The organism is Microcella indica, assembly GCF_013414345.1.
GTDB lineage: Bacteria > Actinomycetota > Actinomycetes > Actinomycetales > Microbacteriaceae > Microcella > Microcella indica.
Window position 1 is genome coordinate 736,870 of the sequence record NZ_CP058670.1, and the last position, 25,626, is coordinate 762,495.

The window sequence follows — 25,626 nt, forward strand, 5'->3', positions numbered from 1 at the left end:
ATGCGATGGACTGGTCACTGTTCAGGACAGAACGGGTTCGCCGCTCCCGGAGTGCGCGAGCCACACGACAGAAGGAGTACGCGCCATGATCATCGGAATCGTCACCGCAGCCCTGGCCCTCGTCGCCGTGACTGCGACCGCCGTTGTGACGGTGCGCGACGGTTACCGACAGGTCCCGGCGCGCACCCTCTGACTCGGGTCGCTCCGCCAGCGAGGACGGCCCGCCCCTGACGGGTGCCTCGGCTAGCGCGGGGTGACGGTGAGCGGCCGCCCGGCGAGCCCGCGGCCCCGTTCGATCACACGATCGGCGAGGTCGAGGATCGCCTGGGCGGCCGCATCCGTCTCGCCGGGTGCGTCGTAGCGGCGCAGCACGATCGGCCGACCGGCATCGCCCCCTTCGCGAAGGGCCAGGCTCAGGGGCACGCGCGCGAGCACATCGACGTCGAGCCGCTGGGCCGTCTCGTCGCCGCCACCGGAGCCGAACAGCTCGAGCACGCTGCCGTCGGGCTGCACGTAGCCGGTCATGTTCTCGACGACGCCGATGACCGTCTGACCCGTCTGCCGGGCCACGAGCGCTGAGCGCTCGGCGACATCGGCTGCCGCCTTCTGCGGCGTCGTCACGACGAGCACTTCGGCGTGCGGCAGCAGCTGTCCGATCGAGATGGCGATGTCTCCCGTGCCGGGCGGCATGTCGATCACCAGAACGTCCAGATCGCCGAAGTAGACGTCGGTGAGGAACTGCTCGACCGTGCGGTGCAGCATCGGGCCGCGCCACGACACGGAGGTGTGCGGGTCGACGAACATGCCGATCGAGATGACGGCGAGGCCGTGCACCCGCGGGGGCATGATCATCTCGCCGACGCGGGTCGGCTTGGCGTTGGCGATGCCGAGGATGCCCGGAATCGAGAAGCCGAACACGTCGGCGTCCATGAGCCCGACGCGCAGCCCGCGCTGGGCGAGCGCGACCGCGAGGTTGGCGGTGACGGTCGACTTGCCGACGCCGCCCTTGCCGCTCGTCACGGCGATGACGCGAGTCAGGGCATCCGGAGTGAAGGGGTGGCCGCGCGGCCGGTCGCCGCGCAGACGCTCGATGAGAGCATCCCGCGTGGCGCGATCCATGACGCCCACGTCGACGGTCACGTCGTCGATGCCGTCGACCGAGGATGCCGCGGTGCGTACATCGCGCTCGATGCGGTCCGCGGCGGGGCAGCCCACGATCGTGAGTCGTAGCTGCACCTCGGCGCGCGTCGCACCGGCGTCGTCGGTGGCGACGTGCACGCCGTCGATCATGTCGAGCTCGGTCACCGGGCGACGGATCTCCGGATCGATGACGCGCGCGAGGGCTGCGAGGACGCGCTGCTCGAGGGCGCTCGCCGTGGATTCCGCCGTCACCGGGTCGTGCCCTCGCCGCGCTCGGAATCGGTTGTGTCGTGCGGCTCGCGATCGAGCTCGTCGAGCAGAGCGCGCAGCTCGGCGCGGATGAAGTCTTTCGTCGCGACGTCCTTCATCGCCAGCCGCAGGGAGACGACCTCGCGGGCCAGGTACTCGGTGTCGGCGAGGTTGCGCTCGGCCCGTTGACGGTCCTGCTCGATCTGCACGCGGTCGCGGTCGTCCTGCCGGTTCTGGGCGAGCAGGATGAGCGGGGCAGCGTAGGAGGCCTGGAGGGACAGGATGAGGGTCAGCGCGGTGAAGCCGAGCGCGAGCGAGTCGAAGCGCAACGACTCAGGGCCGACGGTGTTCCAGGTGATCCAGGCCGCGACGAAGACGGAGAGCGCGAACAGGAACCAGGGGGTTCCCATGCCGCGGGCGACGCCCTCGGTGAAGCGGCCGAACCGGTCGCGGCTGGAGAACCTCGGTAGGAGCCCCGCGCGGAGCCCCTTGGGAGCGGAGAGGCTGCCCGAGTCGCGCGTCGCGCGCCGACGTGCGGCGTCCTTGTCGCGCGCGGTCATCGGCGATCACCCGGAGGGGCGTCGTGGCGAGGCGGGTCGGTGCGCGGCGTCTCCGGGGCGACAACCGGAATCGCTGTCGTGCTGGGGTTCGCGGTGCTGAACCGGCCAGGAGCGGGATGCTCGCCCACGGTCGCACTGCGGTCGCGTGCGGGCGCCGTCGACCCGGGCACGCGGCCCCGAGCCTTGCCGCGTGCCGGTGGGCGAGGGGGTGCGGGGGAGTGCTCATCGGTGCTGCGCCAGTCGTCGGGCAGGAGGTAGTCGAGCACGTCGTCGATCGTCACGACGCCGACGAGTCGACGGGTCTCATCGACGACGGGCAGGGAGACGAGGTCGTAGCTCGCGAGGCGGCGGGAGACTTCGGCGGCCGAGGTCTCGGGCGTGACGGGTTCGATGCCCTGGTCGAGGAGGGTGCCGAGGCGTTCGTGCGGCGGGTAGCGGAGCATCCTCTGGAAGTGCACCATGCCCAGGTACCGGCCGGTCGGCGGCTCGTACGGGGGGAGCGTGACGCAGATGGCAGCGCCGATCGCGGGCGCGAGCTCGTGGCGGCGGATGAGCGCGAGGCCTTCGGCGACGGTCGCGTCGGCGGAGACGATGATCGGCTCGGTGGTCATGAGCCCGCCGGCGGTGTCGGCGTCGTAGGAGAGCAGGAAGCGCACGTCCTGCGCCTCTTCGGGTTCCATGAGGTCGAGCAGCGCCTCGCCGCGCAGGACCGGGAGCTGGGCGATGAGGTCGGCCGCGTCGTCTGGTTCCATGTGGTCGAGCACGTCGGCCGCGCGCTCGTCGTCGAGGCGTGTCAGGAGGGCGACCTGGTCGGCTTCCGGCATCTCCTCGAGGGCGTCGGCGAGGCGCTCGTCGGGAAGCTCTTCGGCGACTTCGAGTCGGCGGCCGTCCGGCAGTTCGAGGAGGGTGGCGGCGAGGTCGGCGGGCAGCAGGTCGTTGTACTCGGCGATGAGCTTCTCGGCGCTCTGCGGTTCGGTGCTGCCCGTCACCTCGGTGACGTCGCTCCACCGGGCGAAGACGCTCTGACCCTTCGTGAACGGCGCGGGGACGGCCCGGGGCTTGCGCAGGAAGAGCTGCTCGACGGCCCATTCGCCGGGGCCGGACTCCTCGATGGCGACGTCTTCGATGACGGCGGTGCCGCCGCCGTCGCGGAAGCGCATGGTGCGGCCGACGAGTTCGGCGAGCACCCGCACTTCGCCGCCGCGTTGCTCGAAGCGCCGCAGGTTGATGAGGCCGGTGGTGATGATCTGCCCGCTGCTGATGCTCGTGACGCGCCCGATGGAGAGGAACACGCGGCGGCGACCGGGCACTTCGACGATGAGGCCCACGACGCGGGGCGATTCGGTGGGTCGGTAGACGACTAGGACGTCGCGCACCTTGCCGACCCGGTCGCCTGCGGGGTCGAAAACGGAGCACCCGTTGAGCCGGGCGACGAAGACAGTCGAGGCGCTCACGGCTAAACCTTATCGTCGCCCTGTCACAATGGTCTGGTGAGCAACCAGAGTCCTTTCAGTCGTCGCAGTGCCGCGCCGTTGAGCGTGCCGCGAGGGGACGTGCTCGGCAGCTACGACACGTACCCGGAAGCGCAGAGCGTCGTGAACCGTCTCGCGAAGGCGGAGTTCCCCGTGAAGGGTCTCGCGATCGTCGGTCACGACCTGAAGACGGTGGAGCGGATCGGGGGGCGCCTGAGCTACGGCCGCGCGGCACTGTCGGGTGCGTTGAGCGGTATCTGGTTCGGCCTGTTCTTCGGTCTGCTGCTCTTCCTGTTCTCGCCGGAGCCGGAGTTCTCGTTCATTCTCGCGGCGGTGTTCATCGGTGCGGGTTTCGGAATGCTCCTGGGTCTCGTGTCGTACGCGTTCGCGCGTCGTCGGCGTGACTTCGCATCGCAGCAGCAGGTGCTGGCGTCGTCGTACCAGGTGATCATCGACCCGATGCAGACGGCACGGGCGCGCACGGTGCTCGCGGGCGGCAACCCGGATGCGCCGATCTCGCTCACGGAGTCCCCGCGCGGTCAGCACGCCTCGCCGCCTCCCTCTGTTTCGACTCCCTCGGCCTCGAGCCCGGCTGACGCTCCTTCTGACGCTCCTGCCGACGCCCCGCCCTCCGATTCGGGCCCGGTCGACGCGCCCGCCGAGAAGCGCGATTAGCACTCGCGCGCGCAGCTCAGCCTGCGAGGGCGCGCTGCCATTCTCGACCCCTACTGAGCATGGGGCGTGGTCTCTGCTGTGGGTCGACGGTCGCGGGCGGCACGAGTTCGTACTCCGGTGACGGCCCCACTCTGGTGATGCGCCACCCGTGGTCGTGCAGCAGCAGGTGGTGGTGTCGGCAGAGCAGGATTCCGACGTCGACGTCGGTGCGGCCGCGATCACGCTCCCACTCATTGATGTGGTGCGCTTCGCACCAGCTCGGCGGGCGTTCACACCCGGGCCAACGGCATCCGCCGTCGCGGGCCGCGAGGGCGACGCGCTGGCGGGCGGTGAAGAGGCGCTGAGACCGGCCGACATCGAGCGGCTGACCGGTCGAGCCGATGAGGATCGGGGTCTGCACGCCTCCGCACAGCAGCCGATGCACGGTTGGGAGCGCGACGACGGTGCCTTCGGGGCTGCCCGTCGCCGGTTCGATGGACCCTGATCCTTCTCCCCGCGCGAGGTCAGCGGCGGTGACGAGCACGCGTACCTGCGGTGCGCCGGTGCCGAGGATCATGCTCGAGTCGGCGTCGGCTCCTGCGGCGAGCAGGTGCACGAGGGCATCTGACGCGTACTGCTCGGGCGTGCGCTGATCCTCGGCGATGCGTGAGGCCTTCGCAGCGTCAGCATCGTCGCCCGCGCCGACCGTCTCGACGAAGTGCACGCCACGTCGCTTCGGGGAGGTCGCTCGTTCGACAAGCTCACGAACCTGTGCGGCGGATTCCGGGTCGAGCATCCACGTCGCACGCGTCATGCCGTCTGGCAGCGTCCACAGTCGGAATGACCGCGCATCTCTCTGTGCGCGCTCGCGATCGACGAGTGCCGCCGTATCGAGCTCCTCGCGCGCGTGGCGAGCAAGCCGCAGCAGTCTGTCGACGTCGAGGTGCGCAGCCGCCTCCACGACCCGGGCGACGGCCGACCGAAGTGCGTCCGGCGCCACCGACTCATCGATGCCGTCGAAGACGGCACGAATCACGTCGAGCGCGCCGATGCTGATGCTGCCCGTGCGCACCGCCTGCAGTGCCGCGGTCAAGTAGGGGGCAACCATCGGCAGGTCGTCAGAGCCGGCCTCGCGCCCCGCACTGGTGTCGGGCGCTACGAGCATCCGACCCGTGTTGACTGCGGCAACAGCGTCGCGCCAGGACTCCCCGGTCGTGACACGCACGAGCTCTTCGACCGTGCGGTGCCCCGACCTCTGGGCAAGACCGTCATGCGCGAGTTCTGGGCGCGAGCGCCGGGCCAGTTCCCCCGCGAAGAGTGCGGTTCGGGCATCCAGCAATCGGTGTGCCTGTGCGCCGAGCTGCGTGATTGCGAGCAGATCGTCGTCCCCGAGCGCGCGCAGTGCGGTCGCGTCGAGCGGCACGCGCTCGAGCGCCGCCACGAGGGCGGTCAGGTGCTCGAGGGGTGCGGGGTAGGTCATGCATCCATGCTCCCATCGAACATACGTTCGAACAAGAGGTATGAGGAAATCTTGGGATAACTCGCGTAGAGCGCGGCCTGTGGAGGAGAGGATGCACCCTCAGCGCGACCTACCTGCGCGCTGCAACCTCGCGCATCCACGCCTCGACCTCATCCGCCGTGCGCGGAATCCCCGCCGACAGACTCTCGACCCCATCAGCCGTCACAACCACGTCATCCTCGATGCGCACACCTATCCCGCGAAGCTCAGACGGCACCGTCAGATCGTCCGGCTGGAAGTACAGCCCCGGCTCGATCGTGAACACCATGCCCTCTTCGAGCACGCCGTCGAGGTACAGGTCGCGCCGCGCCTGCGCGCAGTCGTGCACGTCGATGCCGAGATGGTGGGAGGTTCCGTGCACCATGTACCGCCGGTGGTAGCCGCCCTCGGGCGAGAGCGACTCCTCCGCGCTCACGGGCAGCAGCCCCCATTCGGCGGTGACGCGCGCGATGACGCGCATGGCCTCGGCATGAACATCCTTGAACCGGATGCCCGGCCGCACGATCTCGAACGCCGCGTCGGCCGCCTCGCGCACCGCCTCGTACACCCGCCGCTGCACCTCGGTGAATTCACCCGAGACGGGCAGGGTGCGGGTTATGTCGGCCGTGTAGTAACTGTCGAGCTCGACGCCCGCGTCGATGAGGATGAGGTCGCCCGGCACGACGGGCCCGTCGTTGCGTGTCCAGTGCAGGATGCACGCGTGCGGCCCGCTCGCGGCGATCGTGTCGTAGCCGACCGTGTTGCCGTCGGCTCGCGCGCGTCGGTTGAAGGTGCCTTCGACGAGGCGCTCGCCGCGGGGGTGCGCCACGATCTGCGGCAGGTCGGCGATGATGTCGTCGAATCCGACCTGGGTCGCCTCGACGGCACGGCGCATCTCCGCGAGCTCGAACGAGTCTTTGACGAGGCGCAGCTCGCTGAGGTCGCGCGCGAGCTCGTCGTCGCGCGCCGTGTCGACCTCGGCCGTGCCGGGCTCGGCGCCGGCGTGCAGGATGCGCGCAGCATCCAGTCGGTCGGTCAGCGACGGCTCTGCCTCGCGCACGATGAGGGTCTCGGGGCCGTCAGCGTCGAGGGCGTCCCACACGGCGTCGAGCGCGCTCAGCGGCCGAGCGTCCAGCCCGAGGTCGGTCGCGACATCGTCGACCGACGGCCGTGGCCCCGTCCAGAACTCGCCGACGGCGGGGTTGGCGTAGAACTCGTCGGAGTCGCGCCCGGCCGCCTCGCGGAAGTACAGCACAGCCTCGTGCCCCTCGGCCCCGTCGGCATGGGGCTCGAGCACGAGGACGCTGCCCGGCACGGCGTCGCTGCCCCACCCGGTGAGGTGCGCGAAGGCGCTGTGCGCGCGGTACGGGTAGTCGGTGTCGTTGGAGCGCTGGCGGGCGTCGCCGGCCGGCACGAGCAGCCGCACGCCCGTGTACAGACCGCTGAGGCGAGCGCGTCGTGCCGCGGCAAAGGGCGCCTGCTTGCGCGGCCCGCCGATACCGGTCGCGCGCTCCGCCCACCCGGTCGAGATGTACTGCTGAAAGGCGTCGGAGCGCGGCGTCGTCGACCGGTTCTCGGTCGCGCGCGGCGGCGCTTCGGTGGTCTCGGTCTCGCTGGCAGCGCTGAGTTCGGTGTCGGCCATGCGCCCATTCTGGCACCGGATGCTCAGGGCCGGCCCGGAGCATCCACCCAGTTGTTCCGCCCTTCTGCGACGGTCGCCCGCCGCAGAGCCGCGCCTCAGAGAATGAGCCGCGCGACGATCGGACGGTGGTCGCTGCCCGTGCCGTCCTCGGTGGTGATGACGCGGAAGCCGGTGACGGTGATGTCGTCGGTGACCATGATGTGGTCGATGGGCGCGCCGAGGATCGCCGGGAGGCGGGTGGGCCACGTGCCGACGGCGCCGTTGCCGGTGAGGAGGCCCGCGTCGAGGCAGTCGCCGAGGCCGAGGCGCAGTGCCCCGCCGGAGTCGCCGCCGATGGTGCGGAAGTGGTCGGCGGTCGCGTTCAGGTCACCGGCCAGGATGGTCTGCTCGCCGCGGCAGATGCCGTTGATCCAGTCGAGGTCGGCGCGCCAGTTGGCGAGCTGGCTGGGCAGCGGAGCCACCGGGTGCACGCCGATGATGGTGGGGCCGTCGTGCCCGTCGGGGCGCAGCACCATGCTCGGCAGCACGGTCGTGTTGCCGACGCTGTCGTCGACCACGTACTCGCCGATCGCGGCGGAGACGAGGACGGTCGTCGAGCGCGCTTTGGCGATGTAGTCGAAGGCGAACGAGTACACCCACATGGGTCGGCCGGCAGCACGCAGGCCTTCGGCGACCTCGACCCCCGTCTCCTGACTGGTTTCGGGCAGCACGATGATGTCGGCCTGCTCGTCGAGGGCGAGCTGCGTGATGCGGTCGGTGCCGGGGGCGTCGCCGAGGGTGTTCCAGCTGAGCACGGAGAGTTCTGCGGGTGCCCGGGTCGGGAACGACTCGTTTCCGAACCCGCGCGTCGACAGCACGGCGACGTTTACTCCCGCAAAGACGATCGCGATCAGGGCGAGGGAGGCGAGGAAGCGCCGCGCCGCGGGCCACAGCATCGCCACGAGGGCGAGCGTGAGGGCTCCGAGAATCGCGAGCGCGGCGCTGAGCGCCCGAATCGATACGAGTTGAGCGACGACGGGCGCCTCCGACAACCCGAACAGGGCGGGCCACGCGATGACGAGCAGCGCGGCACCCACACCGAGCAGCACGGCGGCGGAAACAACTCGGCGGATCATTGTTCCGCGAGCCTATCCCGGCGATCTGGCTAAGGTCCTGTCAACCGGCGGGTTTGCGCAGACGTCACGCGAACTGGGATCCAGCTGCTGTAATTGGCGGCGAATGTCGTGGGCGCCGCTCGGGGCAATTGGGTTGACCCGGTCGGGGCGGAGGCGCGTTTTCGTCTCCGCCCCAACCAGATTCCTCACACTCGGGGCTTGAGGATTAGTGCGCCGACCGCGAGCAATAAGGAAGCAGCAACTAAGAGTTGCCAACTGCTGGTGAGTATCACACCGACTATCGCGGCTATCACCACGATGAGAGCCGCCGCGAGCACCAGGGTGGCCCGCAGTCCCGGCCGAGTGTTTCCTGAGCCGGACAGGTTTCGGTGCGACCAGAAGAATCCTGCGTAGGCGATCGCAGAAACCGCTGCAAACGACCCATTCGCGAGTGACGGGTCGATGGTGCGGTACTCCAACAGCGCAACCATCAGTGCGCCGATCGCGCACAAAGCCGCTGTCAGGCTGAGGAGCCGTGCTGAGTAGCTTGACCGTCGCCTAGGGTTCACAGTGGGGTCCACCTCTTGATCACCCCTCTCGCTAGTAGCAGTTGCCGCCCGGGCCATAAATGACCGGGTGCATTGTCGCTGTGGGACTGTAGATCATGGCCCTAATGCCCAAGCACTTTCCCTGGTCATAGGCGTCTGCAGCCGTGCCTTGAATCCACAGTGCCATCCCGGCGATTGCTGCGGCGCAGATCGCGGCCGGCCAACCTGCAGCAGGCAACAGGGGGGCGCATATTCCCGCCGTGAGGGTGCCGAGCCCACCGTAGAAGCCGATCTGGCGAGTCTCCCATCGGTTCATTTCTACCGTGCAGAACAGCCAGTCGCAGGCGAGCGCGGGATCGGCGACAACGGGGTAAGACTCCTTGCCTGTGAGCGCAACTTCTTGCACAAGAGTTGATCCATCGATCTCGTAGTGTGTCTGGACGGGCTTTCCTTGTGCATCGAGCGCCCATGCAGGCGAAATTATGTTCTCGAGGTTCCCGGCCTCGTCGGAGATTGTCACCCAACCGCCATCAAGAGACTTCAAGGTCGCGGGCTGTCCGTCAATGGTGATCGTGAATCGGTGAATGGCATCGCTCGTTGGTTCTTCGAGAACCACGTATGCCGATCCGGGTGTGCCCTTTCCACGCGTCAATACGTACGAGTGTGACTTGTTGGTGGCGACTACGGTGGTGTCGCGCTCGACACTCGTTCGAATTGTGCCGCGGTCTACTGCGGGTTCGATCCCAACTAGGCGGCCTGACGGAGAGCGAACCTCAAGAACGCTGCTGCGTCCGGGCTTCAAGGCGGAATTTGCGAGGTTAGCGCCCACGATCTCATCTACCGCTTCGATTGCTCGAAGAGCGGCCGCATCGTCGGCCATCGCGGGTGTGGCTCCGACTCCGGAAAGCATTGCCGCCAAGGCCAGTGCGGCCAATGTCTTGATCTTTTTCAGATTAGCTCCGTTCACTCGAAGGTATTGACCATTGATCAGGTCACCTACACCCAGGCAAACAGATATAGAACGATATGTCTACCCTCGGCCGCTGCGCCTTCGTCGGTCGACGGTCTCTAGCTCGCATCGGGATGGTCCTACTGTCCAAAAGTCCTCGTGAGGTCCGCGGCGGCCTGATGATCGACGAAGCGACAAGAAGTGGAATGGCATGAGGCATAGTCTGATCGAGGCGAAACCGTGGACAGGAGATGATGGAGAATTTCTGTTCATCGCACCGTCCGTGAGCCTCTCTGCCGCATGAAGCTTTCCGGCGTGGGTGATTCTGACTATGTGCATGGGGACGCCAGGGCGCCGACAGCCGCTCGTGACTTCGGCGTCGTTGCCGTTGGGGCTTTCCCCAGGTCGTTTCCGTCACAGCGTCGTTTCAGCCTGAATGGACGAGCGAAGGCGCCAACACGATTGCCCTGACGTACGGCTGTTTGCCTTAGTTCTCGTCGCCGAAACTCGGTCAAGTCCCTGGAAGTGGTGTAACGGCTGATCCTTCGCTTTATGCGCTGAGCGCGATGAAGGTGTCGGCGACCACCTCGTCTCCGTTGTTGGGCAGCACCCGCATGCGGGAGCGTGCCAGGACCTCCAGGCCCAAGTAGCGGCGCCCCTCTGCCCACTCGTCGGTCTGCTCGGCCAGAACGCCGCCGACCAGGCGGATGACGCTGTCGCGGTTGGGGAAGATGCCCACGGAGTCGGTGCGGCGGCGGATCTCGCGGTTGAGGCGCTCGTTGGGATTGTTCGACCAGATCTGCGACCAGACATCTTTGGGGAACTCGGTGAAGGCGAGAATGTCGGCCCGAGCGGTATCGAGGTGCTCGGCGACCGCGGGGAGCTTCTCGGCGACGTAATCCAGGGTCCGATCGAACTGGGCGTGGACGTCGGAGGCGGTGGGCTGGTCATAGACGGAGTGCAGCATCGCCTTCACCGCCGGCCACATGCTCTTCGGGGTCACGCTCATCAGGTTCGCCGCGTAGTGGGTGCGGCAGCGTTGCCAGGTGGCGCCGGGCAGGTTCGCTGCGATCGCGTCTTTCAGGCCGGCGTGCGCGTCACTGGTGACGAGCTGCACGCCGGTGAGCCCGCGGGCGACGAGGTCGGCGAAGAACGCATTCCACGCCGACCCGGTCTCGCTCGTGGCCGTCTGCAGGCCGAGGACTTCCCGGCGGCCGTCGCCGTTGACCCCGGTGGCGATCAGCACGACCGTGTTCACCACCCGGCCGCCCTCGCGAACCTTCATCGTGAGAGCGTCGGCAGCCACGAACGTGAACGGGCCCGCCTCGACCAAAGACCGGTGCCGGAAGTCGGCAACCTGCTCGTCGAGCTCGGCAGCCATCCGCGAGACCTGCGACTTCGATAGAGCGTTGATGCCGAGAGTCTTCACCAGCTTGTCCATCCGCCGGGTGCTCACCCCGGCGAGGTAGCAGTCGGCAATCACGGTGATCAGAGCCGCCTCGGAGCGTTTCCTGCGCTCCAGCAGCCACTCCGGAAAGTAGGTGCCCGATCGTAGTTTCGGGATCGCGACATCGATCGTGCCGATGCGAGTGTCCAGGTCACGGTGCCGGTAGCCGTTGCGGTGCGTCACCCGATCAGGGCTGGGCTTGCCCCACTCGGCGCCGACCACAGCGTCGGCATCAGCGGACAGCAGGGCGTTGATCATGGTCTGCAGCAAATGCCTCATCAAATCCGGCGACGCCTCCGAGAGGGCTTCACCCAGAACGGTCGCAGGGTCGACAATGTGTGGAGCGGTCATCGTGTTGATGCCTTTCGAGTGGAGGTAAGAGACTTCTCGAAGGATCACACGGTGACCGCGTCCACGTCAGCAACGACGTGCGCGACCACCGTGCGTTACACCACTATGTGGGACTCCACTCGAAACTCCCGGATTGATTGCTGAGACACCATGTGCGACAGCAGTTGTAGTCAAGGATTGGTACACCCGCGCCACCTACGATTAACCCCATGCCCCGCGGCCCCATCGACCTGCACACGCACAGCAGCGTCAGTGACGGCACCGAGACCCCCACGCAGCTCATCCGCGCCGCGCTCGAGGCGGGCCTCGACACAGTCGCGATCACCGACCACGACTCGACGGCCGGGTGGGATGAGGCGCTCACGGCGGCGAGCGGCACGGGCATCCAGATCATTCGGGGCATGGAGCTCAGCACGCGGTACGAGTGGCGCAGCGTGCACGTGCTCGGCTACCTCTTCGACCCCAACGACGGCGAGCTCGTCGCCGAGACGGCGCACATTCGCGCCGACCGCCTCGGCCGGGCCGAGCGCATGGTCACCAACATCGCGCGCGACTACGACGTCAGCTGGGATGACGTGCTCGCGCAGAGCGGAGGCGACAGCATCGGCCGCCCCCACATCGCCGACGCGCTCGTGGCCCGCGGCATCGTGCGCACGCGCAGCGAGGCCTTCGCGTCGATCCTGCACTTCACGGGCGGCTACTACCTGCCGCACGAGGCGCCGACCGTGCTCGACGGGGTGCGCATGATCACCGAGGCCGGGGGAGCCGCGGTGCTCGCCCACCCGGCGACGCGCGGACGTGAGGCGGTCGTCGACGACCGCGGCATGGCGGCGCTCGTCGAGGCGGGGCTCGTGGGGCTCGAGGTCGGTCACCGTGAGAACACGCCCGACGGCCGCGCCCGCCTGCTCGAGCTCGCCGCCCAGTTCGACCTCGTCGTCACCGGGTCGAGCGACTACCACGGCGAGGGCAAGCCCAACCGCCTCGCCGAGAACACGACCGAGCCCGAGGCACTCGAGCGCCTCATCGCGCGCACGAGCGGCGTGCGGCCCGTGCGCGCCTAGGGCGGGCGCGAGGCGAGTCACGCCGATTGTGACAAGACACGCGAAACGTTCGGCGTGGTGTGTCACGAACGGCGTGACGGGGTGCGCTCGAGCGGCAACGCGCACAAGTGGTGTCGCGCGCCACCGAGCCAGAGCCCCTAGCTCGTCGGCTCGGCCTCCGTGTGCAGCGGCGTCTGCGCTGCGATCTGACCGGTGGCCGTCGGCGGCTCGGCAGGGATGACCCGGCGCACGAGCAGGACGACCGGCAGCACGAGCGTCGCGATGATCGCGCCGACCATGAAGGCGAGCTGGATGCCCGGCACCGAGACCTCGCTCGCCACGCTGCCCGGCCCGCCGGCGGCGGCCGCGACCGAGATGAAGAGCGCGATGCCCGCGGCCCCGGAGACCTGCTGAATGGTGCCGACAATGGCCGAGCCGTAGGAGTTGAGCTCGGGGCGAATAGCGGAGAGCCCGTTCGTGAGAAGCGGCGTGAACAGCAGCGCGAGGCCCATGCTGAGCCCGATGTGCGCGGCGGTGATGAGCCACAGCGGCGTCGTGGCCGAGAGGAACGTCATGCCCCACATGGCGACGGCGAGCAGGATCGCTCCGCTCAGGGCGAGGCCGCGCGGCCCGACCGCGTCGTAGCGGCGCCCGATGAGCGGCGCGATGAGCCCCTGCAGCAGCGCTCCCGGCAGGATGAGCAGTCCTGAGACGAGCGGGCTCAGGCCGAGCACCTGCTGCACGTAGAGCGGGATGAGGATGATCGCCCCGAACAGCGCCATCGACGCGACCGACACGGTGATGATGGAGAGGGTGAACTGCCGCGCCTGGAAGGTGCGCAGGTCGAGCAGCGCGCGCTCTCCGCGGCGCTGCAGGACGAGCTGGCGCCAGACGAACAGCGCGAGACCGAGCATCCCGATGGCAATCGCGATGATCGCGGTCGTCGTCGCTTCGCTGATCGCGGATGCTCCCGCCTCGCCGCCCGCGCCCCCACTCTGCCCGGCCTCGCCGAGCAGGCTCAGCCCGTAGACGAAGCCGCCGAACCCGATCGCCGAGAGCGGCACCGAGAGCAGGTCGAGGCGGCCCGGCTGCGGCTCGCCCACGTTGACGACGCGCAGCGCGCCGAGGGTCAAGGCCGCGAGCGCGATCGGCAGCATGACGATGAACAGCCAGCGCCAGCCGAGCGAGTCGAGGATGAGGCCCGAAACGCTCGGCCCGAGCGCGGGCGCGACGGCGATGACGATCGAGATGCGCCCCACGATGCGGCCGCGAATCTGCGGCGGCACGAGCCCGAACACGGTCGTGAACAGCAGCGGCATCATGATGGCCGTGCCGCTCGCCTGCACGATGCGCGCCACGAGCAGCATCTCGAAGCCGGGGGAGAGCGCGCCGAGGAGCGTGCCGAGGCCGAACAGGCTCATCGCGACGATGAACATGGGCCGCGTCTGGAAGCGCTGCAGCAGGAAGCCCGTGATGGGGATGATGACGGCGAGGGTCAGCATGAACGCGGTCGTCAGCCACTGCGCCATCGCCGCCGTGACGCCGAGGTCGTCGATGAGCTCCGGGATCGCGACCCCGAACAGCGTCTCGTTGAGGATCACCACGAAGGCGGAGACGAGCAGGAGCGAGATGACGAGGCTGTGCCGAGCGTCCATGGTGGGCGCGGGCGCCGAGGAGACGCGCGCGGAAGGGGAGGTGGTCACCGCGAGGTCAACCTAGGAGTTCGCGGCGGTATTCCCGCCCGAATTCTGACCGCCGCCTCCGCCGCTGCGACGACGACGGCGCCGACGCGGGGCACCACCCTCGCCCGACGAGGATGCTGCGCTCGAGCCCTCGGACGCACCAGCATTGCGGCCGCCGCCGGAGCGCTCGCCGCCACGCTGCTCCCCGCCACCCTGGCCGCCGCGACCCTCGCCGCCACCGCCACCACCGCTGCGCCGGCTGCGCTCGCGCGGAGGCCGCGAGGCCTCGCGCTCGACGCGGGGGATGGGGGTCGCCTTGAGGCGGCCCTTCGAGCCCTCGGGAATGTTGAGGTCGGCGTAGAGGTGGGGCGACGAGGAGTACGTCTCGACCGGGTCGGGCTGGCCCATGTCGAGGGCGCGGTTGATGAGCGCCCACTTGTGCATGTCGGCCCAGTCGACGAAGGTCACGGCGATGCCGGTCTTGCCCGCGCGGCCGGTGCGGCCCACGCGGTGCAGGTAGGCGTCGTGGTCGTCGGGCACGGTGTGGTTGATGACGTGCGTGACGTCGTTGACGTCGATGCCGCGCGCGGCGACATCCGTCGCGATGAGGATGTCCTTCTTGCCGGCCTTGAACGCGGCCATGGAGCGCTCGCGCGCCTCCTGCGTCATGTCGCCGTGCACGGCGCCCGCGCTGAAGCCGCGGTCGTTGAGCTCTTCGACGATCTTCGCCGCGGCGCGCTTGGTGCGCGTGAAGACGACGGTCTTGCCGCGCCCCTCGGACTGCAGGATGCGGCCGATGACCTCATCCTTGTCGAGCGCGTGCGCCCGGTAGACGATGTGCTTGATGTTCGACTGCCACAGGCCCTCGTCGGGGTCGGTCGCGCGAATATGAATCGGCCGCGTCATGAACCGGCGCGCCAAGGCGACGATGGGGCCCGGCATGGTGGCCGAGAACAGCATGGTGTGACGCGTGGGCTTGGTCTGCGCGAAGAGCTTCTCGATGTCGCCGAGGAAGCCCAGGTCGAGCATCTTGTCGGCCTCGTCGAGCACCATGACCTGCACGTCGGCGAGCGACAGCAGCCGCTGGCTCGCGAGGTCGAGCAGGCGGCCTGGAGTGCCGACGACGATCTGCGCGCCCGCCTTGATCTGCTCGATCTGGCCCTCGTAGGCCTTGCCGCCGTAGATGGAGACGATCTTGACGTCGCGGTTGGCGGAGGCGAGCTCGAGGTCTTGCGTCACCTGCACGCAGAGCTCGCGCGTGGGCACGACGACGAGCGCCTTGACGCCCGGCTCGGGGTGCAGGCCGAGGTGCTGGATGAGCGGAAGCCCGAAACCGAAGGTCTTGCCTGTACCGGTCTTGGCCTGGCCGATGATGTCCTGCCCGCTGAGCGCGAGGGGGATCGTCTGGGTCTGGATGGGGAAGGGCTCGATGATGCCCTTGCTTGCGAGGGCTTCGACCATGTCGGTCTCGATGCCCAGGTCGGAGAAAGTCACGTGGGTGTATCGCCTGTCTATATAGATGAGTGGCACCAGTTTAGCCGCCACGAGGCCGGGCGGTCGTGGGCATCGCTTAGGCTGAGCGGGTGGCACCGTGGTTTAGACGTTCCCGCCCGCGCGCTGAGGCTCCTTCCCTCACCCCGCGGGACGCCGCTGTCGCCGCCCTGCGCGTCGATCTGGCCGAGCTCACCCCGCCCGTCGAGCACTTCCTCGGTCAATGCGCCGCACTGCATATGACGTTCTTCGAGGCGCTCAGCCACGCGACCGCGAACGCGCCGCGCATCGCCGACAAGGACGCGCTGGCGCGCGTGTGCGACATCTCGCTGCGCCGCTACCTGGCTCTCGTCGCCGAGTTCGAGCGGCACAAGCTCGACCGCACCGACGTCATGGAGCCGCACCTGCTGGGCGTGGAGGAGTTCGAGCGGCGTACGCAGGGCGCCGACTGGCATGAGCAGGTCGCGAGCGCGCACGTCACGATCGGCTTCCTCACCGACTTCTGGATGCGCCTCGCCGGCGGTCTGCCGAGCCCCACGCGGGAGGCGGTGCAGGCGGCCTTGAGCGAGGGAGACCTGCAGTCGCCGATGCACCGCATCATCGAGGGTCAGATCGCCGCGAACCCGCGGTTGTCGTCGCGGCTCGCGCTGTGGTGCCGCCGCCTCGTCGGCGACACGATGCTGCAGGCCCGCTCGGCTCTCGTCTTCCACGGCGACCACGCCCGCGAGGAGGCGCAGATCGAGCCGGTCTTCACCGAGCTCATCGCCGCGCACACGCGCCGCATGGACCGCTTGGGGCTCACGGCCTAATGGCGTACAACGACGGACCTCGGCCGCAGATGCCGGAGACGGAGCTCGGGCGCCGCTCGGGCATCCTCGCGATCGTCGCGATCGCGGCGGGCGCGATCATCCCGTTCCTCGCTCCCGTCCTCGTGAACCCGCTCGGCACGGTCGGCGCGATTATCTACGTGACGCTCAACGCCGCCGCGACGATCGCGCTCGTGATCGCCGCCATCATGGGCTGGATCGCGATCGCGCGACGCAAGGACCGCTCGATCGTGCTGCTCGTCGTGACGATCATCGCCACAGTGCTCGGCGTGCTGTCGCTGCCCGCCCTCTTCTAGCTTTCGCGCGATCGCGAGCGGGAGCCGGGGCGCCGCAGCGCCCCGGCGATCACGCTCAGACTGCGCGTCGACGCAGAGCGATGACGCCGGCTCCGGCGAGGAGCAGCAGGCCCGCGAGGGCGGCGAGAGGCAGCGTGTCGCCCGCTCCCGTGTCGGCAAGTTCAGGCTCGGCGGCGGGGTTCCAGTTCAGCACGGCACTCGGGTCGGTGATTCCGGCCGCATCGCGGGCGCTGAGCGTGTCGAAGCGGTCGCGCGCATCCCACGACTCTTCGACCGCGGCGAGAGCGGAGGGCACGAAGAGGGCGGCGGGCTCGAGGAAGGCGGTCTTGCTGAAGCCCTCGTCAGTCACAACATCCTCGGTCGCCCGCAGGCTCTCGTCCGTGCTGGCGGGGGCGTCGACGGGCACTTGCTCGGGGTCGAAGGCGAAGAAGTTCCAGACGTAGAACTGCACGACCTCGACGGTGTCGCCCGGCGCAATGTCGGGCAAGGGGTACAGGGTCGCCTGCGTGTCGTTTTCGTCTCCCGCCGCATCAGCGATCCTGGGCGCGACTGCAGCGTCGGTGGTGCCGGCTGCGGTCAGGATGACCGGAACCTCGTAGCTGTCCTCGTCGATGATGTCGTAGATGACCCAGAGCAGGTCGCCGTCCACGACGGTGTCGGTGGCGTCAGCAGGGTGGCCGGCGGTGGTCGACGCGCCGAGGCGGGTGTCATCGTCCTGGTAGTAGTTGTCGCGGAAGCCCACTTCGGCGCCGCTGATGGTGTCGCCGGTTGTGTTCGTGACGGTGATGCGCGCCCGCACGGTCGCGCCGTCGCTGAAGAAGCGGAGCTCGTAGGTCGCGTCGAGTGTGCCGTCGCCGGTCAGGAGGGGCTCGAGGGCGCACGTCGCGATCTCGTCGCCCGTGCTGTCTGTCGCCGTGGAGAGGTCGCCGTCCGCGGCGCACTCCGCGAAGTCGAAGTCGCTCGGCCCCGTGGCGTCGTTGGCCAGGTAGATCGGCTGGAGGCCCGCGTCGAACGAGTAGTCGCCGCCGTCCCAGTCGTCGCGCGTCGCTTCGTCGAGTTCCGGCGGCTCACCCGCTTCGAAGTACTCGACGTTCCAAAGGGTGTCGCCCACCGTGATGTCGCCGCCTGAGAACGGCGCGGCCGTGGCGGGCGTGGCGACGACGAGCGTCGCCACCAGGGCGAGGCCGAGGGCAGAGAGGGGGAGTCGAGCGCGCATGATGGCTCCGATGAGGAGAAGGGGTGGGGGAAGCAGTTCGCGTAGCTGATTCGACTCTAGTGGTTCAGGGTGCGCACAACGAGCACGTCATCGCAGAGATTCTCGAGACGGCAGGCCGGCTCGCAGCATCCGTCAGACGGCGGTGGGCTTCATGAGCCGCTCGAGCAGCTCGGCGTCGGCGTTCTCGCGGCGCTTCGGCAGTGCGAGCGCGACGGCGAGCGAGGCGAGCGGGCCGAGCACGAGCGCGATGACCCAGATCCAGCCGCCGTCGAAGGTCAGCCCGAGCCACACGCAGATCGCCCACACGGCGGCCGTCGCGGCGGCGCCGACGGCGGGCACGAGGAGGGCGCCGTGCGTCTGCCGTCCGGGGACGAGGTAGCGCACGCCGAGCGAGATCGACGCGCCGATGACGGTGACGAAGAGCAGCTCCACGGTGCGCTCCTAGCCGACGAAGCCGACGCGGCGGGCGGAGTCTGAGCCGATCTCGACGTAGCCGATCGCGCTCGTCGGCACGAGGTAGTGCTTGCCCTTGTCGTCGGTCAACTCGAGGAGGGGCGCGCCCTTCTCGATCGCCGCGGTCACGGCCTTCTGGATGTCGGCGGCGGGCTGCGACGACTCGAACGAGAGCTCGCGGGGGCTGTTGAGAATTCCGATGCGAATGTCCACGTCCGTCAGCGTACCTTTTCGCTCTGCCGGCGGCGGCCGCGTTCACTGTGGGCGCAGTGCAGACCGCGCCCGACGGTGTCCGACCCCGCCAGTAGCGTGGAGCCATGACCGCCCTCGATGCCGCGCCTCCCGCGCAGCTCGCGCATCCGGTCTCGCTGGACGCCTCGCAGGAGGCGGTACTGGATGCCCGGCGCGGGCCCGGCGCTGTCGTGCTCGGGGCGCCCGGCACGGGCAAGACGGCGACCGTCGTGGAGCTCGTCTCCCGCGCGATCGAGGTCGACGGCCTCGACCCGCAGCGCGTGCTCGTGCTGACGCCGTCACGGCGCAGCGCGACGGCGCTGCGCGACCGCCTCGCCCTGCGCCTCGCGGGCCCCGCCTCGGTGCTGCCCGGCCCGCTCGCGCGCTCGATCGCCTCGTACGCGTTCGGCGTCGTGCAGGCGGATGCTCGACTCACGGGCACAGCAGAGCCGCGGCTGCTCAGCGGTGCCGATCAAGACTCCGACATCGCCGAGCTGCTCGACCGCAGCGCGCTCGAGGCCGTGCTGGGCGAGGTCGCGTCGCCCGGGCCCGCGTGGCCCGAGCACCTGGGGCCGGAGGTGCGGCAGCTCACGGCCTTCCGCACCGAGCTGCGCGACGTGCTCGCCCGGCTGTCGGAGCACGGCTGGAGCACCGACGACCTGCGGGCGGCGGCGGCACGGCTCGATCGGCCGGAGTGGGCCGCGGTCGCCGACTTCGCCGATGAGTACCGCGACAGCCTCGGCGGGGCGCGACTCGGGCAGCAGGACCCGGCGGAGCTCGTGCGGGCCGCGGTCGGTCTGCTCGCCGACCCGCACCCGGCGGCGCCCGAAACGCCGTCGCTCGTCATCCTCGACGACGCCCACGACGCGACCCCGAGCGGCTTCGACCTGCTCGCGGCGCTCGCCGCTCGCGGTGCGACCGTCATCGCGCTCGGCGATCCGGACGTCGCGACCAACACCTTCCGCGGGGCCGAGCCGGAATCCCTCACGCGACTCGCGGGCCTTCCCACCCTCGTGCTGGAGACGGCGCACCGGCAGAGCCCCACGCTGCGCGCCCTCACGTCGCAGCTCACGAGCCGTATCGGTGCGGCGGCGGCCGGTGCGCAGCGTCGCGCACGGCCGGGGCACAGCGTCGGGCCCAGCGGTGACGAGCACAGCGGTGACGAGCACAGCGGCGCGGAGGCCGAGGCGCCCGAGCTCGGCGGCCCCCTGCTCGCACTCATGGCCTCGAGCCCCGCGCGCGAGCGCACCCTCATCGCCGATGTGCTGCGCGAGCGCCACCTCATCGACGGGGTGCCGTGGTCGCGCATGGCCGTCATCGTGCGCAGCGGGGCTCTCGTGCCACCGCTCGTGCGCGCGCTCGCCCTGGCCGAGGTGCCCGTGCGCAGCATCGCTCCCGGGCGACCGCTGCGCGAGCATCCCGCCGCCCGCGCCCTCATCCGCCACGTCGACCTCGGCGTGGGGCGTGCGCCGCTCACGGCGGAGGCCGCGACCGAGCTGCTGCTCGGGCCGCTCGGCGGCCTCGACCGCGTCGACCTGCGCCGACTGCGGCGTGCGTTGCGCGCCGAGGAGCTCGCCGGTGACGGCGCGCGCACGGCCGACGAGCTGCTCGTCGACGCGCTCTCGGCGCCCGATCGGCTCGCGACCATCGATCACCGGGTCGCACGCCGCGCCGCCAGACTCGCTCGTACGCTCGCCCGCATCGCCGAGCGGCATGCGGAGGGCGCGACCGTCGACGAGCTGCTGTGGATCGCGTGGGACGACGCACGCGTCGTCGAGCGCTGGCAGCGTGACGCCGTCGCGGGCGGCACGACCGGGGGCGAGGCCGATCGTGCGCTCGACGCCGTCGTCGCCGTCTTCACGACGGCGACCGTCATCGTCGACACGGTGCCAGAGGCGACCGTCGAGACGTTCCTCACCGGCGTGCTCGACAGCGACGTCGCCGACGACATCCTCGCACCCGCCCGCACGACCGAGGCGGTACTCGTCACGTCCCCCTCCGCGGCGGCCGGCCTCGAGGTCGACGTCGTCGTCGTCGCGAACGTGCTCGACGGGGTATGGCCCGATCTGCGCCTGCGCGGCAGCCTCCTGCACGCGCCCCTGCTCAGCCGCGTCGCGCGCGGCCTGCCCACGGGCGACCTCGACGAGCGGCGTCTCGTGCTCGAGGACGAGCTGCGCATGTTCTCCCTCGCGATCTCCCGCGCTCGCCGCCAGGTGGTCGTCACCGCGAGCGCGGGAGAGGACGAGCAGCCGAGCGCCCTGCACGAGATCGTGGCCGAACGCGAGCGTGCACTGAGGGAGGGCGACACCGGCAGGTCCGGCACGGCCGGTGCGGCGCCCTCGCGCCGCGAGGGGGCACAGTACGCGGCGCCGCCGCGCCGCGTCATCCGCGCCCGCTCGTTGCGCCGCACCGTCGGCCAGTTGCGCCGTGTGCTCACCGACCCCCGCGAGAGCCACGACCGGCGGGCGGAGGCCGCGACGGCGCTCGCGCGCCTCGCCGCCGAGCGCGTGCCCGGCGCCGACCCGGACGAGTGGTGGGGCCTGCTCGATGTCTCCACCGAGGCGCCGCTGTTCGTCGAGGAGGAGACCGTCGGGCTGTCGCCGAGCAAGATCGAGAGCATCGAGCGCTCGCCCCTCGACTGGTTCCTCGACACGATCGCGCCGGGCGAGAGCACCCCCGCGATGGGCATCGGCACGATCGTGCACTGGGCTCTCGAATCACTCAGCGCCGACGTTCTCGACCCCGCTGCCCCGCCCGCAGTGGGCGTCGAGGAGGTGTGGGCGGCGATCGAGGCGCGGTGGAGCGAGCTGAGCTTCGAATCGCCGTGGCTCGCCGAGCAGCAGCGCCGCCTCGCGCGCCGCTACGCCGTCGGTCTCGCCGATTACCTGCGGGATGCCGCTGGCGACGGCCGCGCGGCCGTCGCCGCCGAGCAGCGCTTCACCGTGCAGGTCGACCGCGTGCAGGTGCGCGGCATCGTCGACCGCATGGAGGTCGGCGCCGACGGCGCGCTGCGCATCATCGACCTCAAGACGGGCCGGCCCGAGACGAACGCCGCCAAGGTCGCCGCGAACGCTCAGCTGGGTGCGTACCAGCTCGCCTTCGCGGACGGCGCCTTCGACGACGCGCTCGAGGAGGCGCTACGGCCCCTGCGCGACCGCGGGGCGCTCGACCCCGCGGCACCCGTGACCGCGGGCGGAGCCGTGCTGCTCTACGTGCGCGAGGGCAAGGGCGACCAGTCCTACCGCGAAGCCGTGCAGGCCGTGCTCGACGACGAGGCGCTCGAGGCGTTCCGCGAGCGGTTGCGCCTCGCCCTTGCGGCCATCACCGTCGATCAGCTCGCGGGGCCCCGCACGGTCGGGCGCTACGACTACGGGTCTCTCGCGCACCGCGTGCACCGCGTGCCGCCCGTCACGGGGGACGACTCGTGAGCGGCGCGCGCGCCACGATCAGCGGTGGTTCCCTCAGTGCAGATGCGATCGCCGATGCGCTCGGCATCTACCGGCCCACCGACGAGCAGCGCGCCGTCATCGAGGCACCGCTCGGCCCGGCTCTCGTCGTCGCGGGGGCCGGCTCGGGCAAGACCGAGACGATGGCCGCGCGGGTGCTGTGGCTCGTCGCCAATGGGCACGTCGCACCCGAGGGCGTACTGGGGCTCACCTTCACCCGCAAGGCGGCGGGGGAGCTCGCCGCGCGCATCCGCTCCCGCCTCATCGCCCTCGGCGCGAGCGGTCTGCTGCCGCCCGGCCCCGACGGCGGCCCCCTCGTGGATGCCTTCACGCAGCCGACCGTGTCGACCTACAACTCCTTCGCCTCGAGCCTGTACCGCGACCACGCGGTGCTCATCGGCCGCGACCCCGACGGCGTCGTGCTCGGCGAGGCGGGCGCGTGGCAGCTCGCACGCGACATCGTCGCCTCCGCGACGGATGCCCGGCTCGCCGACCTCGACCTCTCCGTCGACTCCGCGACCGAGGCCGTGCTGCGCCTCGCCCACGGCCTCGCTGAGCACCACGCGACCGTCGACGACCTGCGGGCCCTCATCGTCGAGCTCGTGCGCATGCGCGACCTGCCGAGCCCCGACCGGCACGCGCGCGCCGACGTCGACCGACTCGCGACGACCCTCGAGGCGACCCTGCCGCTCAGCGACCTCGTCGAGCGTTTCGAGCTGGCCAAGCAGCGCGAGGGATACGTGGCGTTCTCCGACCAGGTGACGCTCGCCCTGCAGATCGTGCGCGCTCACACCGAGGTCGCGGCGGGCATCCGCGCGCGGTACCGCGTCGTCCTGCTCGACGAGTACCAGGACACCAACGTCGCGCAGACCTGGCTGCTCGCCGAGCTGTTCGGGGGCACCCCGGTCATGGCCGTGGGCGACCCTCACCAGTCGATCTACGGCTGGCGCGGCGCGAGCGCGGCGGGGCTCGACGACTTCGCGACGCGGTTCCGCGGTGCTGCCGCTGAAAGTGGTGCGGGGGAGCCGGTCGCTCGCTACTCATTGAGCGTGAGCTGGCGCAACGGCGAGCGCATCCTCGACGTCGCCAACGCGCTCGTGGAGCCCCTCACGACGTCGGGCAGCGTCGCCGTCGCGCGACTCGAGAGCGGTCCGAGCGCGAGCGCGCACGCCGTCGAGACAGTCTTCGAGGAGCAGCTGCACGAGGAGGCCGCCGCCGTCGCGGCATGGCTCGCCCAGCGTCTGGGAGAGCCCGTCGCGGGAGCCGCGTCTGGCGCGACCGACGATCACGGCCGGCCGCTGCGACCCAGTGCCGCGCTCGTCATGCGCAACCGCACGACCCAGCCCGTCTTTCTCGCCGCCCTGCGGGAGGCGGGGGTGCCGTTCCACGTACTCGGCATCGGCGGTCTGCTCGAGGAGCCCGAGATCAGCGACCTCGTGTGCGCCCTCGCCGTGCTGCACGACCCGAGCGCGGGCACCGAGCTCGTGCGCCTGCTCGCGGGCCCGCGCTGGCGCATCGGCGTCGCCGACCTGCACGCGCTCTCCCGTGTCGCGAGCTGGCTGCGCGACCGCGACCTCGCCCAGCGCCCCCTCGCCCCCGAGGTCATCGAGGCGCTGCGGGCCTCCGTCGCCGCGGGCGACGGCGTCTCGCTCGTCGACGCACTCGACTTCGTCGCCACCGCGCGCGAGGACCACGGGCAGCTGCGCCGCTTCAGCGCAGCCGGCCTCGCCCGGCTGCGCGAGGCCGGCCGGGTGCTCGCCACCCTGCGCGGGCGCAGCTCGCTCGCGCTGCCGGACCTCGTCGTCGCGGTCGAGCACGAGCTGCAGCTCGACATCGAGGTCGCCGCGAACCCGTACCGCGTGCTCGGGGACGCTCCCCGCACTGCCTTCCTCGACGCCCTCGACAGCTACCTCAGCCTTGCCGACCACGCGACGCTCGGGGGCTTCCTCTCCTGGCTGCGGGAGGCCGAGTGGCGTGACAACCTCTCGCCGCGCTCCGAAGACCCCGAGCCCGGCACCGTGCAGGTACTCACCATCCACGGCGCGAAAGGGCTCGAGTGGGATCACGTCGCCGTGCCGCGCTGCGTCGACGGCGAGCTTCCCGCGCGCCCGCGCGACGGCACAAAGGGCTGGCTGAGCCTCGGCGTGCTTCCCTACGAGCTGCGGGGCGACGCCGCCGAGCTGCCGCAGCTCGCTTGGCGCGGCGCCGCCGACCGCAAAGAGCTGCTCGACGCGGTGAAGGACTTCCAGTCGGAGGTCGCCGCCCACCACGAGCGGGAGGAGCGACGGCTCGCCTACGTCGCCGTCACGCGCGCGCGGCACCGCCTGCTGCTGAGCGGATCGTGGTGGGCGAGCCAAACCCAGCCGCGCGGGCCGAGCAGCTTCTTCCGTCCCCTCGCCGAGCGGAGCATCCTGCCCCCGTGGCCCGAGCAGAGCGAGCATGAGGAGAACCCCCGCCCGCCGGACGACGACACCGCCGCGTGGTGGCCAGGCGACCCGCTCGGTCGGCGACGCGGCGAGCTCGAGGCGGCCGCGCAGCGCGTGCGCGCCGTCGACGCGAGCCGGTACGAGGATGCCCGCGCTCGACCCGGCACCGACCCCTACGGCTGGCACGCCGACGTCGACCTGCTGCTCGCCGAGCGCGACGAGCGCCGCCGCCGCGCCGACCTCGTGCCCGTGCCCCTGCGCGTGCCCGCCTCGGCGTTCAAGGACTTCGTCGGCGACCCCGCCGGCTCGGCCGAGCGGCTGCGCCGCCCCGTACCGCAACGCCCCTACCGTCAGACGCGGCTCGGCACGGTCTTCCACCGCTGGGTCGAGCAGCGCTACGGCCTCGCCGCGCTGCCCGACACCGTCGACGGCCTGGCCCTGCCCTTCGGGGGAGAGAGCGACGACGGGCCGGGGGAGGACGTCGACGAGGCCGCGCTCGCCGCACTGCAGCGCACCTTCGAGAGCTCGCCGTGGGCCACCCGCCAACCGCTCGACGTGGAGCGCGAGCTGCACGTGCCCTTCGCGGGGCGCATCCTCGTCTGCAAGATCGACGCCGTCTACGCGACGACGCTGCCCGACGGGCGCGAGGGCGTCGAGATCGTCGACTGGAAGACCGGGCGCGCTCCCCGCGACGACGACGACCGCCGCGCGAAGGAGCTGCAGCTGGCCCTCTACCGGCTCGCCTACGCCCGCTGGAGCGGGCGACCTCTCGACGACGTCAGTGCCGCGTTCTACTTCGTCGCCGACGACGCCGTGCTGCGGCCGGAGACACTGCCAGACGAGGTCGAGCTCGCCGCTCTGTGGGCCGCCGCGCTCACCCCGCCGTGAGGCGAATGGCTGAGTCTGCCGCTGCT

The 25,626-nt window shown here is 70.5% G+C and carries 19 protein-coding genes; 6 read left to right on the forward strand and 13 right to left on the reverse strand.

Annotated features, from left to right (window positions below):
• Window positions 1-243: 243 nt before the first annotated feature.
• From HUJ41_RS03660 to HUJ41_RS03670, 3 genes are read right to left on the reverse strand one after another with little or no spacing between them, the layout of a single operon-like run.
• Window positions 244-1,392 carry an Mrp/NBP35 family ATP-binding protein gene (locus HUJ41_RS03660; RefSeq protein ID WP_179873388.1) on the reverse strand — a complete coding sequence of 383 codons (1,149 nt, stop codon included), beginning with the start codon at window positions 1,390-1,392 and terminating at the stop codon, window positions 244-246.
• The gene (locus HUJ41_RS03665) at window positions 1,389-1,949 is read right to left on the reverse strand and encodes a DUF1003 domain-containing protein (RefSeq protein WP_179873389.1); all 561 of its coding nucleotides are present in this window, start codon (window positions 1,947-1,949) and stop codon (window positions 1,389-1,391) included. Before HUJ41_RS03665 ends, HUJ41_RS03660 begins: the two co-directional genes overlap by 4 nt.
• Window positions 1,946-3,403: a magnesium transporter MgtE N-terminal domain-containing protein gene (locus HUJ41_RS03670; RefSeq protein WP_179873390.1), complete on the reverse strand. Its 1,458-nt coding sequence runs from the start codon at window positions 3,401-3,403 to the stop codon at window positions 1,946-1,948. Before HUJ41_RS03670 ends, HUJ41_RS03665 begins: the two co-directional genes overlap by 4 nt.
• 36 nt (window positions 3,404-3,439) lie before the next feature.
• Here HUJ41_RS03670 and HUJ41_RS03675 point away from each other — a divergent pair, with 36 nt between their 5' ends.
• On the forward strand, window positions 3,440-4,096 hold the full coding sequence (locus HUJ41_RS03675) for a YflT domain-containing protein (protein WP_179873391.1): 657 nt from the start codon (window positions 3,440-3,442) through the stop codon (window positions 4,094-4,096).
• Window positions 4,097-4,112: 16 nt separating this feature from the next.
• Here HUJ41_RS03675 and HUJ41_RS03680 read toward each other — a convergent pair whose 3' ends face one another.
• The 5 genes from HUJ41_RS03680 to HUJ41_RS03700 all read right to left on the reverse strand — a co-directional run bounded on the left by HUJ41_RS03680 (window position 4,113) and on the right by HUJ41_RS03700 (window position 11,604).
• Window positions 4,113-5,555: an HNH endonuclease signature motif containing protein gene (locus HUJ41_RS03680; protein WP_179873392.1), complete on the reverse strand. Its 1,443-nt coding sequence runs from the start codon at window positions 5,553-5,555 to the stop codon at window positions 4,113-4,115.
• A 109-nt stretch (window positions 5,556-5,664) separates the two neighbouring features.
• Window positions 5,665-7,215 (reverse strand): aminopeptidase P family protein, encoded by a 1,551-nt coding sequence (locus HUJ41_RS03685; RefSeq protein WP_179873393.1) that lies wholly within the window; start codon window positions 7,213-7,215, stop codon window positions 5,665-5,667.
• 95 nt (window positions 7,216-7,310) lie between these two features.
• Entirely contained in the window at window positions 7,311-8,330 is a 1,020-nt protein-coding gene (locus HUJ41_RS03690) for an endonuclease/exonuclease/phosphatase family protein (RefSeq protein ID WP_179873394.1), read from the reverse strand.
• A gap of 579 nt (window positions 8,331-8,909) precedes the next feature.
• The gene (locus HUJ41_RS03695; protein ID WP_179873395.1) at window positions 8,910-9,824 is read right to left on the reverse strand and encodes a hypothetical protein; all 915 of its coding nucleotides are present in this window, start codon (window positions 9,822-9,824) and stop codon (window positions 8,910-8,912) included.
• Between the two features lie 532 nt (window positions 9,825-10,356).
• The gene (locus HUJ41_RS03700; protein WP_179872331.1) at window positions 10,357-11,604 is read right to left on the reverse strand and encodes an IS256 family transposase; all 1,248 of its coding nucleotides are present in this window, start codon (window positions 11,602-11,604) and stop codon (window positions 10,357-10,359) included.
• 209 nt (window positions 11,605-11,813) lie between these two features.
• On the opposite strand from HUJ41_RS03700, the gene HUJ41_RS03705 reads away from it, so the two are divergent.
• Complete coding sequence (locus HUJ41_RS03705; RefSeq protein WP_179873396.1) at window positions 11,814-12,665, forward strand: PHP domain-containing protein; 852 nt, start codon at window positions 11,814-11,816, stop codon at window positions 12,663-12,665.
• Window positions 12,666-12,802: 137 nt separating this feature from the next.
• On the opposite strand, the gene HUJ41_RS03710 is transcribed toward HUJ41_RS03705, so the two are convergent.
• Both HUJ41_RS03710 and HUJ41_RS03715 read right to left on the reverse strand, forming a co-directional pair.
• Window positions 12,803-14,347, reverse strand: a complete 1,545-nt coding sequence (locus HUJ41_RS03710) for a DHA2 family efflux MFS transporter permease subunit (protein ID WP_246299305.1) — start codon at window positions 14,345-14,347, stop codon at window positions 12,803-12,805.
• A 12-nt stretch (window positions 14,348-14,359) separates the two neighbouring features.
• On the reverse strand, window positions 14,360-15,820 hold the full coding sequence (locus HUJ41_RS03715) for a DEAD/DEAH box helicase (protein WP_179873397.1): 1,461 nt from the start codon (window positions 15,818-15,820) through the stop codon (window positions 14,360-14,362).
• Between the two features lie 89 nt (window positions 15,821-15,909).
• Here HUJ41_RS03715 and HUJ41_RS03720 point away from each other — a divergent pair, with 89 nt between their 5' ends.
• Window positions 15,910-16,626, forward strand: a complete 717-nt coding sequence (locus HUJ41_RS03720) for a ferritin-like fold-containing protein (protein ID WP_179873398.1) — start codon at window positions 15,910-15,912, stop codon at window positions 16,624-16,626.
• Window positions 16,626-16,940 (forward strand): hypothetical protein, encoded by a 315-nt coding sequence (locus tag HUJ41_RS03725; RefSeq protein WP_179873399.1) that lies wholly within the window; start codon window positions 16,626-16,628, stop codon window positions 16,938-16,940. Before HUJ41_RS03720 ends, HUJ41_RS03725 begins: the two co-directional genes overlap by 1 nt.
• Window positions 16,941-16,995: 55 nt before the next feature.
• Here the strand turns inward: HUJ41_RS03725 and HUJ41_RS03730 are convergent, their stop codons facing one another.
• The 3 genes from HUJ41_RS03730 to HUJ41_RS03740 all read right to left on the reverse strand — a co-directional run bounded on the left by HUJ41_RS03730 (window position 16,996) and on the right by HUJ41_RS03740 (window position 18,822).
• Window positions 16,996-18,156: an LPXTG cell wall anchor domain-containing protein gene (locus tag HUJ41_RS03730; RefSeq protein WP_179873400.1), complete on the reverse strand. Its 1,161-nt coding sequence runs from the start codon at window positions 18,154-18,156 to the stop codon at window positions 16,996-16,998.
• A gap of 132 nt (window positions 18,157-18,288) precedes the next feature.
• Entirely contained in the window at window positions 18,289-18,588 is a 300-nt protein-coding gene (locus HUJ41_RS03735; RefSeq protein ID WP_179873401.1) for a hypothetical protein, read from the reverse strand.
• Window positions 18,589-18,597: 9 nt separating this feature from the next.
• Window positions 18,598-18,822 carry a DUF3107 domain-containing protein gene (locus HUJ41_RS03740; protein ID WP_179873402.1) on the reverse strand — a complete coding sequence of 75 codons (225 nt, stop codon included), beginning with the start codon at window positions 18,820-18,822 and terminating at the stop codon, window positions 18,598-18,600.
• A gap of 104 nt (window positions 18,823-18,926) precedes the next feature.
• Between HUJ41_RS03740 and HUJ41_RS03745 the strand changes: the two genes are divergently transcribed.
• Window positions 18,927-22,268 (forward strand): UrvD/REP family ATP-dependent DNA helicase, encoded by a 3,342-nt coding sequence (locus tag HUJ41_RS03745; protein WP_179873403.1) that lies wholly within the window; start codon window positions 18,927-18,929, stop codon window positions 22,266-22,268.
• Window positions 22,265-25,600 (forward strand): ATP-dependent DNA helicase, encoded by a 3,336-nt coding sequence (locus HUJ41_RS03750; protein ID WP_179873404.1) that lies wholly within the window; start codon window positions 22,265-22,267, stop codon window positions 25,598-25,600. Before HUJ41_RS03745 ends, HUJ41_RS03750 begins: the two co-directional genes overlap by 4 nt.
• The last annotated feature ends 26 nt before the right edge of the window (window positions 25,601-25,626 follow it).

Bases quoted from the DNA above. Each gene is read 5' to 3' on its own strand.
- HUJ41_RS03665 (WP_179873389.1), bottom strand. From the start codon at position 1,949: ATGACCGCGCGCGACAAGGACGCCGCACGTCGGCGCGCGACGCGCGAC.
- HUJ41_RS03680 (WP_179873392.1), bottom strand. From the start codon at position 5,555: ATGACCTACCCCGCACCCCTCGAGCACCTGACCGCCCTCGTGGCGGCG.
- HUJ41_RS03685 (WP_179873393.1), bottom strand. From the start codon at position 7,215: ATGGCCGACACCGAACTCAGCGCTGCCAGCGAGACCGAGACCACCGAA.
- HUJ41_RS03690 (WP_179873394.1), bottom strand. From the start codon at position 8,330: ATGATCCGCCGAGTTGTTTCCGCCGCCGTGCTGCTCGGTGTGGGTGCC.
- HUJ41_RS03700 (WP_179872331.1), bottom strand. From the start codon at position 11,604: ATGACCGCTCCACACATTGTCGACCCTGCGACCGTTCTGGGTGAAGCC.
- HUJ41_RS03705 (WP_179873396.1), top strand. From the start codon at position 11,814: ATGCCCCGCGGCCCCATCGACCTGCACACGCACAGCAGCGTCAGTGAC.
- HUJ41_RS03725 (WP_179873399.1), top strand. From the start codon at position 16,626: ATGGCGTACAACGACGGACCTCGGCCGCAGATGCCGGAGACGGAGCTC.
- HUJ41_RS03730 (WP_179873400.1), bottom strand. From the start codon at position 18,156: ATGCGCGCTCGACTCCCCCTCTCTGCCCTCGGCCTCGCCCTGGTGGCG.
- HUJ41_RS03745 (WP_179873403.1), top strand. From the start codon at position 18,927: ATGACCGCCCTCGATGCCGCGCCTCCCGCGCAGCTCGCGCATCCGGTC.